The 12,529-nt window shown below is 53.3% G+C and carries 12 protein-coding genes and 1 pseudogene; all 13 read right to left on the bottom strand.

Features of this window, described 5'->3' with window-relative positions; translation table 11 throughout:
- Positions 1–109 precede the first annotated feature (109 nt).
- Positions 110–1,153: a DMT family transporter gene (locus SMD10_RS23790; protein ID WP_331688230.1), complete on the bottom strand. Its 1,044-nt coding sequence runs from the start codon at positions 1,151–1,153 to the stop codon at positions 110–112.
- Between the two features lie 54 nt (positions 1,154–1,207).
- Positions 1,208–2,422, bottom strand: a complete 1,215-nt coding sequence (locus tag SMD10_RS23785) for a hypothetical protein (RefSeq protein ID WP_331688229.1) — start codon at positions 2,420–2,422, stop codon at positions 1,208–1,210.
- Positions 2,423–2,458: 36 nt separating this feature from the next.
- Positions 2,459–3,508 carry a BtrH N-terminal domain-containing protein gene (locus tag SMD10_RS23780; protein WP_331688228.1) on the bottom strand — a complete coding sequence of 350 codons (1,050 nt, stop codon included), beginning with the start codon at positions 3,506–3,508 and terminating at the stop codon, positions 2,459–2,461.
- The gene (locus tag SMD10_RS25685; RefSeq protein ID WP_490338296.1) at positions 3,498–4,067 is read right to left on the bottom strand and encodes a hypothetical protein; all 570 of its coding nucleotides are present in this window, start codon (positions 4,065–4,067) and stop codon (positions 3,498–3,500) included. The genes SMD10_RS23780 and SMD10_RS25685 overlap by 11 nt, the downstream gene beginning before the upstream one ends.
- Positions 4,068–4,131: 64 nt before the next feature.
- On the bottom strand, positions 4,132–5,139 hold the full coding sequence (locus SMD10_RS23775) for a transketolase family protein (RefSeq protein WP_331688227.1): 1,008 nt from the start codon (positions 5,137–5,139) through the stop codon (positions 4,132–4,134).
- 22 nt (positions 5,140–5,161) lie between these two features.
- The gene (locus tag SMD10_RS23770; protein ID WP_331688226.1) at positions 5,162–6,004 is read right to left on the bottom strand and encodes a transketolase; all 843 of its coding nucleotides are present in this window, start codon (positions 6,002–6,004) and stop codon (positions 5,162–5,164) included.
- Positions 6,001–7,335, bottom strand: a complete 1,335-nt coding sequence (locus SMD10_RS23765; RefSeq protein ID WP_331688225.1) for a DegT/DnrJ/EryC1/StrS family aminotransferase — start codon at positions 7,333–7,335, stop codon at positions 6,001–6,003. Before SMD10_RS23765 ends, SMD10_RS23770 begins: the two co-directional genes overlap by 4 nt.
- Before the next feature lie 62 nt (positions 7,336–7,397).
- Positions 7,398–8,393 carry an L-histidine N(alpha)-methyltransferase gene (locus tag SMD10_RS23760; RefSeq protein WP_331688231.1) on the bottom strand — a complete coding sequence of 332 codons (996 nt, stop codon included), beginning with the start codon at positions 8,391–8,393 and terminating at the stop codon, positions 7,398–7,400.
- Between the two features lie 64 nt (positions 8,394–8,457).
- Entirely contained in the window at positions 8,458–9,546 is a 1,089-nt protein-coding gene (locus tag SMD10_RS23755; RefSeq protein WP_331688224.1) for a M20/M25/M40 family metallo-hydrolase, read from the bottom strand.
- Positions 9,543–10,394, bottom strand: coding sequence for a [LysW]-aminoadipate kinase (locus SMD10_RS23750; RefSeq protein WP_331688223.1), 852 nt, complete (start codon positions 10,392–10,394; stop codon positions 9,543–9,545). The genes SMD10_RS23755 and SMD10_RS23750 overlap by 4 nt, the downstream gene beginning before the upstream one ends.
- A gap of 6 nt (positions 10,395–10,400) precedes the next feature.
- The gene (gene argC, locus SMD10_RS23745; RefSeq protein WP_331688222.1) at positions 10,401–11,429 is read right to left on the bottom strand and encodes an N-acetyl-gamma-glutamyl-phosphate reductase; all 1,029 of its coding nucleotides are present in this window, start codon (positions 11,427–11,429) and stop codon (positions 10,401–10,403) included.
- Positions 11,417–12,271 (bottom strand): lysine biosynthesis protein LysX, encoded by an 855-nt coding sequence (gene lysX, locus SMD10_RS23740; protein WP_331688221.1) that lies wholly within the window; start codon positions 12,269–12,271, stop codon positions 11,417–11,419. The genes argC and lysX overlap by 13 nt, the downstream gene beginning before the upstream one ends.
- Positions 12,272–12,409: 138 nt before the next feature.
- Positions 12,410–12,529 (bottom strand): annotated as a pseudogene (locus SMD10_RS23735) (IS481 family transposase); the annotation flags it as partial.

Here is a 12,529-nt window from a genome sequence, read left to right as displayed (position 1 = left end):
CCTGCCGAATATCTGTCGCTGATCTCCAACGCCATCCGCATCTCCCTCGTCGCATCTAGTACGAAGGAATCACGGTCGCCGAAGCCACGCAAATCACGCCAGAGTCAGATCATCCGCTCAGCGGTATAATAGCAATGCGAATCGATTCACCATATTTAGCTATACCAATACCGGTTATTACCAACATAAGCGAGACGATAAGATAGCCCGTGAGCTCTGCCATGCCAAACAATACCAAATACACTGTGGAAAGGACGGGGGTCAGAAAACTCACAACACCCACCAATTGAGTATTACCGTGCTTCATACTGAAATCCCACATAGCGTAGCAGCACGTAAAGAAAATTGCTGCCACGCCAGCGATCAACAGGCTTTGAGCTGGTGCTGAGGGAGCACGTTGAACAAAAAACCAAATTGAGCCGTTTATTATAGAACTCAGGAAAAAGACCACTCCCAAAAAGTTACTACTTTGGTAGGGATATCGGGCGGAAATCGCCGAAAAGATACTCCATGACAGAGCAGAAACAATCGCCCATATATGGCCAGGAGCTAGTTGGAACGAGCCAAAACCTAAACCCCGACCCATCAATAAGGCTACTATACCTGCTAAGCCCACAACCCCAGCAACGAGATGATACCATTGGAACTTTTGCCCCAACGAGACAGTCGTAAAAATGATCACTAGTAGAGGCCACGTATATACAAGCAACGTTGCTTCGAGGGGAGGAGCTTGCTGGAGGGCCGCCACCCACGTCAAGTTGTGTACGCCAATACCAATAAGGCCCAGCCCATAAAACCATACCGGAACTCCCTTCAATTCAGGAAGTGGATTCTGACGTAACCTGAGCCATGTCAAAAGGAATACTGTCGCGCCAATGCCATCTCCAAGCGCGACATAAAGAAACGGATCTATTCCCACGGCATACGTTACGACCGGCGCTGCCAATGACCAAACCAAGACTGTTGCCATGCCAGCGGCACTGCCGAACGCAGTGCTGGCGGTAGATTTATATCGAAATATCCGTTTCATCTTATTCCCCTGGCTGCAGCGCGCTCGAATACGTAAAATACAGTCGATTTGTACGTCGATCTCGTCAATCAAAACGCCGCTGACGCGTTTGCCCGACGCATTCGAAAGAGCTAGATTCAGCATAAGCAAGATCGACTTGAGAGCCCCTTCCTTTCATAGTACGAGGGCGGGGCAGTTCTAGAACCAAGCCTCATGGTCGGTTCCATAACCCAATTGGATCGATACAGTGCGACACATTTGGCTCTCGATCAGAGGAACGATTTGCTCCGACCGACCCCTCCAAGCTCCCTTTCTTGGCGGCGTACTTGCATTCATCAGGCGGGTCTGGGCTGGAACGAAACGGGGCACCGATAGCCAGTCACATAAGTCCGCGATCATAGCAGCCCGTTTCTCGGGCGCCGCCATCATATCCTCATATCGAGCCACGAATGGGTCCTCATCGTTTGTTTCGCACCAGTTCAGTACGGCTTCCTGCGCGCTTCTCCACTGCCATTCACACAATTCTGGAAGCGATGCATCTCGGTAATTCTCCCAGCCTGGAGCAAGATCAAGCTTCCACCACTGTTCTCGCCATGTAGCGAGGTCGGAATACCCTTTGATAGACAGGCCGCCGACGCGAAAACTTTGATACTTTCTGGAAAGCCAAGCGTTCATTAATCCATTGATAGAAGCAGCAGGATTCCGCCTGAGGTGCAACACCCGAAGATTCGCGTTGGGGAAGAGTGCTCTATAGAAATCCAAGCGGTAAACATCACCGGCACTCTTAATCACTAGCGGCTTACTGCCCACTTCTTCGATGGTCGCACGCCTCCAGGGAGCAAAGTTCAGGAAGGGAGGGCTCTCCAAAACATACGTAAAAGGATAGCAGATATCCGATGCCTGGTCCGGCTCTTGGCCGAAGTCGTGAAACAGAGGGTCAAGAGGCATGATGCTTGCCAACTGACCCAGCAACTTTCGAGAGAAACTAACGTCATCGAACGCGTCCGTTGCTGAGTTTGCTTCGTCAATAGCATTCCCTACCAATTCGTCAGCGCCATTGAAATCAAGCTGCGGCCATTGCATTGGCAATCGCCTTAGAATGTCCTGCGCAAACCGATCTGGATCATCGATCCGATCCAAGGGGTAGCCCACCTCAAGAGAAAGATCGCGTCTAAACGCCATGTCGGCTCTTGCGGCATCTGTTGCGGCGAGAGCCTCGGACGCGGGTATCGGACTCTGCGGGGTTAGTCTGTGTTTTCTCAAGAAAGTCGTCAGTTCGCCGCGGAAGTGGACGAAATCTTCAGATTGTTTTAGCTGTTCCACGAGCCAGCTCGAACCAGATCTGGCAGACATTGCTACTATGACAACGACCCTCGCCTCCTGGGTCACGTCAAATTCAAGGGAATTAGTCATTCGTCACCCCCATTTTATCAAGGACGGAATCGGCCGCTAAGTTTGAATAGACGTGATGGCACGGTCGATCGCGGCAAGTGCACGTCGGTGACTTGAAATAAAGCCTTCAATGCGATCCTCGATCTCTAGTAGTGCCATTGCCAATGAAAGCCCTCCATGAGCTCCATGCGCGCCAAACAGCCGGAACGCAGTCCATTGAGCTGCAATGCTATCTACCCGGCGGGCTGCCTCTAGCAAAAAGGGGGATCGAAGCACCATGCCGGATTGTTTGAGAAATTCGGCATGGAGTGCAGTTTGTGCCTGATGCGCCCATCCGACAGTATAGATTTCGGCCAGCGACAGCTTGGCGGACTCATCACTTTCGCCTGGGTTGGAAACCAAGTCGCGAAGATAGGCTTCAAGTCCGGAGATTCCTATAAGCTGGCCAGTAGTGCTCACTGTGGAGAGATCGGCCAAATTCCGTTGCAGTATCGAGATTAGGCGTTCGGTATCGATCGCCGGAACAGCCCGAAATTTCTCAACATCGATCCATCGGAATTCAATTCGTGAGCCGGCAAAGAAGAAGTCGCGCAACCCCGGACGCACCTCATTGTCCGAGCCCACTGCTGCCCGCAATTGCTCACGGCTAATGGCGCCGTGGTAAAGAGGCGGTGTTGGCTCCATAATGCGAAAGGTATTGTTATCCCTGTCGTACCCGGTGACCAGAACCAAGTGTGCTGCGTGTACGTCCCGGAAAGCGGGCCGGTTTGGCATAAAAAAATTATCTTCCACGACTAGAGCCGGGCGACCGTCGTCTAGAGAGTGGCAGACGCCTTCGAGGAGTTCATCACTGCTAGCCGCTAGGCGCCAGCGAGCTCTGAGGGCATGAAATGGAGCCAAGGCTTGGCCAAGCTGTTCCGTGTTGCGGGATGGGTAGTAGAATTCCTCGCTAGAGACCTTTTGGCGATCGTGAAAAAAACACCAGCGCGCGCCGAGCACCGCAATCGGTTCCTGCCCACAATGTAGCAATACCATCGCTATGCAGTCGTGCAGACAGCTTACACTCTCGTGGAACCAGTATTTCATGCCGGAAAGCTCAACTGTCATCGGAGCACTCCTCCGATATCAAGCAAGTGATCGCAAAGAGGTGGAGGGCTACGTTTGTCGGCAGACGTAGCGCGCGGAGACTAGCCTCTCTGGTGACGGGAATCCGTTGCCGCCATATCCCCGGCTCAATACGCTCCTGTCGGTGGTGGGGAAAATTAATGGCCGAGAACCTGATGGCTTCCCGTTCACCGTTCCGGGCCTTGGCGCCTGGCCAAAAGTCGGAAACACAAAATGGAACGAAATCGACAGTTCCCTCCACGAAGTGAAGTGCAGCCTCATCTTCAACGCGTCGCTCGGCGCTACAGAGCATGTAAATCCAGTCGTAGCGGGCCTCAGGCAGTTCTATGAATTGCGCTGCACAACGGACATTGTCCGGTACTCCTCCATCACCACGCGGAAAGAGAAAGTGCATTCCATCCACGTTAATTTCATCGTGCAATAGATGCGCCTCTTCCAGCGGGTAAGAATTTCGCCAGATGTTAAGTCTCCCAGCGCTAAGATTACTCAGACCGGCCATGGATACGTTGTTTCGATACTCGTCGAGCGGGATTGGAACCATGCGGCGGGACCTGGGTGAATTGGGGTCGGCCCACGGGTTGGGAAAGCGGAGTGTCTGGTAATAGCTATGCAAGGCCTGCCTCCCAACCCATTCCATCTCGAAGTTCGCCGGTGTGCATCTGTCGGGCTGCACGGACGATACCAGCTGATGAAATACCGCACTCCGCGAGAAGGCTTTCCTCGTCGCCAACGTGTGACGGAATAGTATTGGCGACACCAATCCGAAAAACCGCGCAGGGAGAAAAGGTAGTGACAACTTCAGCTACCGCGCTCCCGAGTCCACCGGCGGTCGAATGCTCTTCAACCGTAATTATTCCTCGCGTCTCGCGGGCCGCTTCTATCACTGCCCTTCGATCGATGGGCTTAATCGTTGGCATGTTGATTACGCGGAGCGCTATCTCATCCTTGAGGCAATCAGCGGCCTGCAGGGCGCCAGCGACCGCGTAAGGCCCTGCCGCTATGACGGTCAGATCCTGTCCTCTCCTCATCAACTGAGACTGGCCGATGCGAAATTCGTACTGCGCACGTTGCAGGATCCGCGTCGGCTTCCTGCCAAGGCGAATGTAAACGGGGTGTTGGAGAGAGAGTGCAGCGCATAGTGCAAGTTCTGCCTCATAGGCATCGCAGGGCGCTATGACGGTCATGTTAGGGAGGCTTCGCAGTATCGCGAAATCCTCGAGACAGAAATGGCTCGGACCGTAGTGGCCCGCCGAGAAACCACCGTGTGTGGCAACGATGACAACAGGCAGGTCGTGGAGGGCGATATCCAGCTTCATCTGCTCGCAGGCTCTGCCAGCAGCAAACGTAGCCATGGTGTGCGTAACCGGCCTACAACCACCGCGGGCCAGCCCCGCTGCGATCGAAAGCATGTTGGCTTCAGCGATACCGATATCGAGATACTGACCGGGCAAAACTGCCCCGAAGCCTGCCTTCAAACCGCCCATATCCGAATCGAGGCATAGGAGACGAGAATCGTCATGAGCACGGCGGATCAATGCGGCTCGGCAAGTGTCCCTTGCCGAGATGAGCGCTCCGTCATCTGCACAGTTAGCGCTTGTGGCGTCGGCCGGCATGGGCTGTGTCCTCCTAGAATTCTCAGAGTTGCCGGGAAGCCTTCAATGCGGCTATGGCGCGCTGATAAGCTTTCTCGGAAAGAACTACTGAATGGCTCCTTTTATCGTTTTCCATGAATGGGATACCCTTTGCCTTCACTGTTCTTGCAATGACTAGATGAGGAACGCCCACGGGATGGCGCGATGGCGATAGCACTGTGAGGAGTTCCGCGACGCTGTGTCCGTCACATTCGATGACATCCCATCCGAAACTTTTCCAGCGTTGCGCCAAGTTGTCGTCACCGAGCCAGCTCTCGACGGAACCATTGATTTGAAGGCCATTGCGATCGATGATCGCAGTCAATGCCCCAAGATCAAATCGTCCTGCCGATCCGGCAGCCTCCCAAATGGTGCCCTCTTGCAATTCGCCGTCCCCCATCAGAACAAAGGTCCGATTGGGTTTTCCGAGGTGTCGCGCGGCAAGCGCCAACCCTATCCCCAGCGATAGACCGTGGCCCAAGGAACCGGTGGAAAATTCAACTCCTGGAAGATTGTGCGAGGGGTGACCGCCGAGTCTACTGCCATTTTGAGCGTATTGCCCCAGTTCGGCCTCCGGAATAAAACCTCGCTTCATGAGTGCGGCATAATAAGCGGCAGCTATGTGACCCTTGCTCAGCACGAAGTAGTCACGGTCGGGCCATTCCGGATTGCTGGGGTCGAGTCGGAGGACCGTCCCGAACAGGACCGAGAGGATTTCGGCGGCGGATAAAGCTCCTCCGAGATGTGCCCCCTCGGGCTGATGTGCCATTTCCACCACCAGCCGTCGGATCTCGTAGGCGCCGTCCATAAGGGTCAGAATATCCGGGTGGACGTCAATTGCGCTCATTGCAATATCCCGCTCTGCCATGGTGGCGTGAAAGACATGGTGGCAGCGATCTTGCTAATCTGCTCACGATGGTGCCAGAACACCTTCTCGAAAGCGTCGGCATAGGCAGTCATGAGAGGTGCAGCATCAGGACTTAGGTGGCTTCGCTGAATTGTGAAGCTGTTCTCGATTGCTGCGCAGCAAACTGGGAACTGCGTCGCTTCGAACGGTGTCGTGGCCATGTCTCGACCCGATCTGGACATTTGGTCACGTTTCGAGGCGGCAAAGAGAGGCTGCGCAGGCAGGGGCAATGTTTGATAGGGCCCGACTGGAACGCCTTCCGCGCGCAACGCTCGAACGACAGCCATTCTGAGGGAACTCGATGAAATGCTGTCTAGACCGGCAGCCGCTGCATCGACCCGAAAGCGAAGGATGTGCCAGGCATGCTCGTACCCGACGGGTGCTCCAGGCACGATGAGCCCTGGCAGACCCTTCAAACGACCAAGAAAAGCTGAGACGTTTTCTGCCCGTCTGGCAATTTCGGCTCCGAAACGGGGCAGCCGGCTGAGTGTATATGCAGCTTGAACGGCGCTCAACTTGTCGTTCCAGCCGTAGTCGACATGCTCGTAAAGCCTCCGCTCGCCGCGCCTAAGGCGCTCGCCGAACTGCCGAAGCATTCCGAGCCGCTCCGCGAGCGCGGGGTCGTTAGTGGTAATCAGTCCTCCTTCTCCGCATGTGGGCAAATTTTTCGAGGCATTCAGACTGAACACACCAATGTCGCCAATGGTACCGGCGTTTCGACCTTGGTAACTCGCGCCGTGCGCCTGAGCAGCATCCTCGATGATCCTCAAGTTGTAGCATTTAGCGATATGAAGGATGGCGGCCATATCCGCTGTGAGCCCATGCAGGTGAACCGCCATAATCGCCTTGGTGCGGTGGGTGATTTTTTCTTCGATGCTTCCCACATCTAGGTTGAATGTTATTGGATCGATGTCGATGAAGACTGGTCTGGCGCCCACATGCAACGGGGCTAGAGCCGAGGCGATGAAGCTCAGAGCCGGTACGATCACCTCGTCTCCATCGCCAATGTCCAAGGCGGCTAACGCGAGTTTCAAGGCGGCGGTACCATTTGACACGGCGACGCAATGGGCACAGCCAAGCCAGTGCGCCCAAGCAACCTCAAGCCTTTCGACGGATCCTCCGGAGGACAGGCTCGTCAAGTCGCCCGCTCTCAATGCCTCGACTACGGCTCTCTCGTCGTCCGGACCGGTTTGTGGCCAGGGCGGAACGGTCAGCTTGTTACTGACTGCCGGCTGTCCTCCCGCGAGCGCCAGCCTGTCTATGGTCTTCACTTGCGTACTCCCCCAAATCGAAGACTATCGTCGGGTCCGGCGACATTGACGACAACTATCCGTCAGATGGCCTCGACTAGCATCGCCGCGTACCATTCCTGCCCGTCCAAAAATGTTCGGACTTCACGGAAACCGAGAGATTCTAGACGCTCCCTCATCTGATCCATTCGAAACTTCCTTTGCACACCGGTTCGCACGGATTCACCCGCGCGAAACGGCACCGTCAGATTGAGCTTTTCAAGGGTCACAATTTGCTCGACTTTGCTTCGCAAGTGCGTCTCGCACCCGCCGTGTTCGGGATTGAAAATAACCTCGAACTCAAAGTTGTCGGTGACGAAGTTGGCGTCGAATGCTTCGTTCAAATGATCAAGAACATGCAAACTACACATCGATCCGTAATAATTCTGATAGGCCGCTTTTAGTATTTCTGGATCTTTTTGCAGATCAAAGGCGACCAGAAAAAAATCATTCACATTCATTTGCGTTATAATTCTTTTCAGTAAGTCATCGTTTTCCTCCTGACTAATAGAGCTTCCTATGAACAGGAAGAGATTTCTCGTATTTTTTGTAAATTTAGTTGAAAATACATCTGAATACGCACCAACTAAACAATGAACTAATATATTCTCAAGTTCCTTCAAATAATTTTTGGCGCCTTCAATCATGATCGAGCCGTTGATATCGATCGGATTGAAACTTACGTCCGTGTACAGGCGATTGTATGCCCCTAGTAAGATTTTAACTTTCTTCGAGCTCCCCGCGCCCACTTCATAGATATCGCATGGACCGGTTAGTTCAGCTAAATCATCTTTATATCTCTCAAATATCTCGATCTCCTTTTTTGGCAAGTAATATTCCTCAGAATCAACAAATTTATCGAAGTAAATAGAGCCGGCGTCATCGTATGAAAATTCTGTCGGAAAGTATTTACTGGTCGACATAAGTGAAGCTATTAAATGATCTATGGACTCTGCCGTGTATCCAAAAGGAAGATTTTCGGAATAGTTTGTAAACCATAGTCGATCCGATATTTTAGTTTTACTTACCATCATTTCCATCCCCACTTCATTTATCTTCTGGCGATCAGAATATGGAAATATACCCTATGTTAGGAAATATCCATTATCTCCTCCAAGTTGACTGCAGTTCGCTAATGGGCTGATCCGCGATGAGCTCTGCCGAGAGCCTGCGCAACGCATCCGAGAGAATTTCTATTGCCTTGAAGTATTCCGCGTACGGCAAGTTCTCCTCTAAGGAGTGATCCAGCTTGGAATCGCCCGGCCCGTAGGCGACCATCGGGGCGTCCCAGAACCGGCTTACGACATTCATGTCGCAGGTTCCTGTTTTCACCTTGATTTTTGGATCCTGCGAGGCTGCTCGCAGGCTTGCTATTAGGGCACGGGCAGGGGGCGACGATCGAGAAAACTCAACCGCGCTAATAGCTTCATCGATTCGTAGGAAACCGCTTCCGCTCTTGTTGGCGGCATAGTTTAGGAACCCGCTAATATCGAACCCCACCGGTATCCGGACGTCAAAGTGGAGTTCGGCCATGATGGCGTCACCAGATATGCGACTAATTGACGGTTCGGCGCGCTCGAACATTCCACCGCCGATCGGCTGGTCCCGAAGGTAGGCTTCAATCGTTCTCCAAAATTGTGAGGCGTCAATTGCGGCATTTGTTCCGGGCCCAGCGATGTGCCCGGGTTGGCATAGACGGGTATAAACCCCACCGATCTTACCTTTATAGCCGATAACAATTGCGTCGGCTGCCGATGGCTCTCCGACGATGACTGCGGAGGGCTCGTACTTTCCTTCCAATGATCGAGCACCCCTTGAGTCCGCCTCCTCACCCACAGCGCCGATTACGATAAACTTGCATGGTGCCGAGACCATTGCCGCTGCCGCACAGATAAAGCAGCAAAGGGCACCTTTTGCGTCGACTGAGCCGCGGCCAAGCAGACGATCTTCGGTATCGATTACGGGGAGTAGGGTGGTTATCGTGTCGATATGGCCAAGCAGTAGTATTGTGGGTCCGTGAGTATCCCCAATCTCTCCTATAACATTGCCCATCTCGTCGATGTGGCTGGAAAGGTTGAATGCCTCCATGCGGTCAGCCAGTAGCCGCGCCACTTCCTGTTCGTGGCCAGAGGGAGATGATATTCTGACCGCATCGACTAGCAAGTTTCGAGCATCCTCCCTAGATACCTTCATGATGCTCCTCCTGAGGGACCATTAGCGGATTTGACCGACCTAGAGCCGGCAAAAGTAGTTCCATAGCTGTCTATGGCTGAGCGAACGGGTCGGACTTTTCTGCTATCGGCAATAACGACCTGCGATACCCCGCCCTGTACCGCCTCATGTGCGGCCAAGACCTTCAGCTTCATGCGTCCCTCTGCAAGCTGCAACGCGCGTTCGATATCTTTCTCTGCTACGCATTGTATCAATGAGGAAGGATCGGCCTTATCTTCTAAGAGACCAGGCACATTAGTCAGCAGAAATAGATGGCTCGGCAGCAGCGCGACGGCAATCGCCGCTGCCAAGCGGTCCGCGTCGACATTCACGGGGCCGTCCAGATGATCCAATGCAGGAGGCGATATTACTGGTGTGAAGCCATTATCAAGCAAGCATCGTATGAGGGAGGGATTGACACTCGAAATACGCGCTGACCAGTCGTCGCGAATAATTCTAACGTGTCCATTGTCAAACGCACGCAACGCTTGCTTGCGATGACCCGTGACGCCCCAACCATCCATTCCTGACAACCCTACTGCCCTTATCGACTTACGACATAGATGAGCGACAATGTCTTTGTTGACAGCGCTGAACGCCATAAGGGCTACTTGTAACGCCTCCTTGTCCGTGTAACGCGATCGCATGCCTGACGGAGAGGTAATGTACTTGGGCGGTCGGCCGAGGAATTCGCCTAAGCGCTGGATTTCTCCCGAGGCGCCATGGACGATAACGATCCGGTGACCTTCCAAAATCAGCTGGGCGACATCGTCAAGTATGTTGTTCCTCGCAACATTCTCGCCTCCACCGATTTTGACGATACTAATCATGATCGTTCACGCAGGGTGTGTACTAATGAAGTTTAGGCCAACCCGTTCATTGAGGCCCAAGCGGATGTTCATGCAATGCACTGCATTCCCGGCTGCGCCTTTCGTCAAATTATCCAGCGCTGCAAAAGCGACAACGCAACGTCCGTCCCGAGTTTGGGCAAATCCTACGTCACAATAATTTGTGCCTGTCAGCAGTTTCGGCTCCGGCAGAGCGTAAGGTCCTTCCCGCTTTCGCTTTACAAGTCGGACGAATGCTTCTCTTCCGTACATAGCCCTGTAGATTGCCCGCAGGTCATTATCCTCAACAGGGTAGGAAAGCTCGCAATAGGCGGCCACCAAGACACCTCGAACGGCGTCGATGCTACTCACCGTTAGATATGCATGTAGGTTACAAATGGCTGATACTTCAGCTTCGTGACGGTGCCCTGTCGCCTTGAACACGCGCACTCCACCGGCGCGTAGCGGATGATGCGAAGAGGGGACCGCGGTAGAACCAGCCCCGCTGGACCCAACCTTTGAATCGACGAAAACTTGATCTGTTATCACTCCGGCCTGGCTAAGCGGCCGGATCGCCAGGGAGGCGGCCAAGGCCGAACAACCCGGCCCGGCAATATAATTTGCGCTTGTTAAAGCTTGCCGCTCAAACTCGGGAATGCCCAATACGAATTTTTGGAGCATCTCGGGGGCCAAGTGAGGGTGACCATAGTACTGCTCAAAAATCTTGGTATCCTTGAGCCTGAAGTCGGCACTCAGATCGATGGTGATCTCCGCAATGCCCTGCCAAGCGGCGAGGTCGGCAGCAGCCGAGCCATGTGGCATGCACAGAAACAGCACGTCGCAGGGCTGAATTGCCGCGCGATTGACAAAATGAAGGTCGCTTTCGCCGCGTAGATTGGGGTGTACATCGCCGATAGGCGCCCCTGCGTGCAAATCTGACGCAGCCTGCACGGAATTGACATCTGGATGGGACAGCAGAAGGCGGAGCAGCTCTCCGCCAACATATCCAGAAGCTCCCATGATTGCTATCGCGACCATTCGGCGAGCCTTAGTTTGAGATATTTCACCAATTCGCCTGCGATATCGATACCGGTTACTTGGGCAGCTAGTGCAAACTCTGTAGTGTGATTGACCTCGTTAAGCAGAAATCCTTCGTCTTCCACTTCGAATACATCAAAAGAAAGGATGCCGCCCCCCATCACATCCGATGCGAGTCGACAAATCCTTTCGAGTTCAGGCGGAACTGCACAGGGTTCCCCCCTTGCGCCTCTGGCGGCATTCGTAATCCAACGATCAGATTTTCGCGCATAAGCAGTCAGAATTTCACCATCGATTGCAATAACCCTGATGTCCCTGTTACCGGTGTCGATGAACTTTTGAATATAATGCAGCCGATGCTGGGAGCCCTGCAAGTTTTCGCGCAATTCAATTACGGACTCGGCGCCATCTAGGTCATTCACTCGCACGACCATTCTTCCCCAGGAACCAACCACTGGCTTAATCACCACGGGCATTCCCAACTGCTCAATCGCACGAAGAGCGCTCTCGCGGCCCAGTGCGAAAACTGTACGGGGAGTAGGAACGCCAGCAGCCTGCAATCTCAAAGTCGTTGCCTGTTTGTCACCACAGGCGGCAATAGTCTCTGCCGAATTTACGCAACTAATGCCCAGACTCTCATAATACCGTACTGTTGCTAGTGATTGAACTTGTGAAATGCATCTATTGAATACAATTGAAGGAGAGCTGGTGATCTCCTTTTGGCGGTCAAAAATCTTCTTTCGAACGTCAACTATTTCGTATTCGCAGGCCGCCGCATCGAGCGCAGTAATTATACAGCGCTCCTCAATGCGAATATTGCTCGTCGTTAGTATGATGTTCATAATGCCTCGCAGGGCGAGAATAGATCAGCATATAATCTTGCCAGAAAACCAAGCGATAGCGACGTTCCTGACAAAATTCGGGAACCACCACCTCTGTATGGGTCTCTTCAAGGGCCCGCTGCGGCCCTGTTTGTCTTCTTAAGCTTCTTGACTGACGAAAGACATGACGGTTTCGGCTGGCCTGCGGCCCATGTTGCGATAGCCGAGATGCGGGCGTTCGGTGTTGTAGTGGACGAGCCAGGCATCGAGATCGGCCTG

This window comes from Consotaella aegiceratis (genome assembly GCF_036541425.1).
GTDB lineage: Bacteria > Pseudomonadota > Alphaproteobacteria > Rhizobiales > Rhizobiaceae > Consotaella > Consotaella aegiceratis.
Note: the sequence above shows the minus strand (reverse complement) of the source record. Positions and strands in the feature narration are given on the sequence as shown.

Bases quoted from the DNA above. Each gene is read 5' to 3' on its own strand.
- SMD10_RS23790 (WP_331688230.1), bottom strand. From the start codon at position 1,153: ATGCTGAATCTAGCTCTTTCGAATGCGTCGGGCAAACGCGTCAGCGGC.
- SMD10_RS23785 (WP_331688229.1), bottom strand. From the start codon at position 2,422: ATGACTAATTCCCTTGAATTTGACGTGACCCAGGAGGCGAGGGTCGTT.
- SMD10_RS23780 (WP_331688228.1), bottom strand. From the start codon at position 3,508: ATGACAGTTGAGCTTTCCGGCATGAAATACTGGTTCCACGAGAGTGTA.
- SMD10_RS25685 (WP_490338296.1), bottom strand. From the start codon at position 4,067: ATGGTTCCAATCCCGCTCGACGAGTATCGAAACAACGTATCCATGGCC.
- SMD10_RS23775 (WP_331688227.1), bottom strand. From the start codon at position 5,139: ATGCCGGCCGACGCCACAAGCGCTAACTGTGCAGATGACGGAGCGCTC.
- SMD10_RS23770 (WP_331688226.1), bottom strand. From the start codon at position 6,004: ATGAGCGCAATTGACGTCCACCCGGATATTCTGACCCTTATGGACGGC.
- SMD10_RS23760 (WP_331688231.1), bottom strand. From the start codon at position 8,393: ATGGAAATGATGGTAAGTAAAACTAAAATATCGGATCGACTATGGTTT.
- SMD10_RS23755 (WP_331688224.1), bottom strand. From the start codon at position 9,546: ATGAAGGTATCTAGGGAGGATGCTCGAAACTTGCTAGTCGATGCGGTC.
- SMD10_RS23750 (WP_331688223.1), bottom strand. From the start codon at position 10,394: ATGATTAGTATCGTCAAAATCGGTGGAGGCGAGAATGTTGCGAGGAAC.
- argC (WP_331688222.1), bottom strand. From the start codon at position 11,429: ATGGTCGCGATAGCAATCATGGGAGCTTCTGGATATGTTGGCGGAGAG.
- lysX (WP_331688221.1), bottom strand. From the start codon at position 12,271: ATGAACATCATACTAACGACGAGCAATATTCGCATTGAGGAGCGCTGT.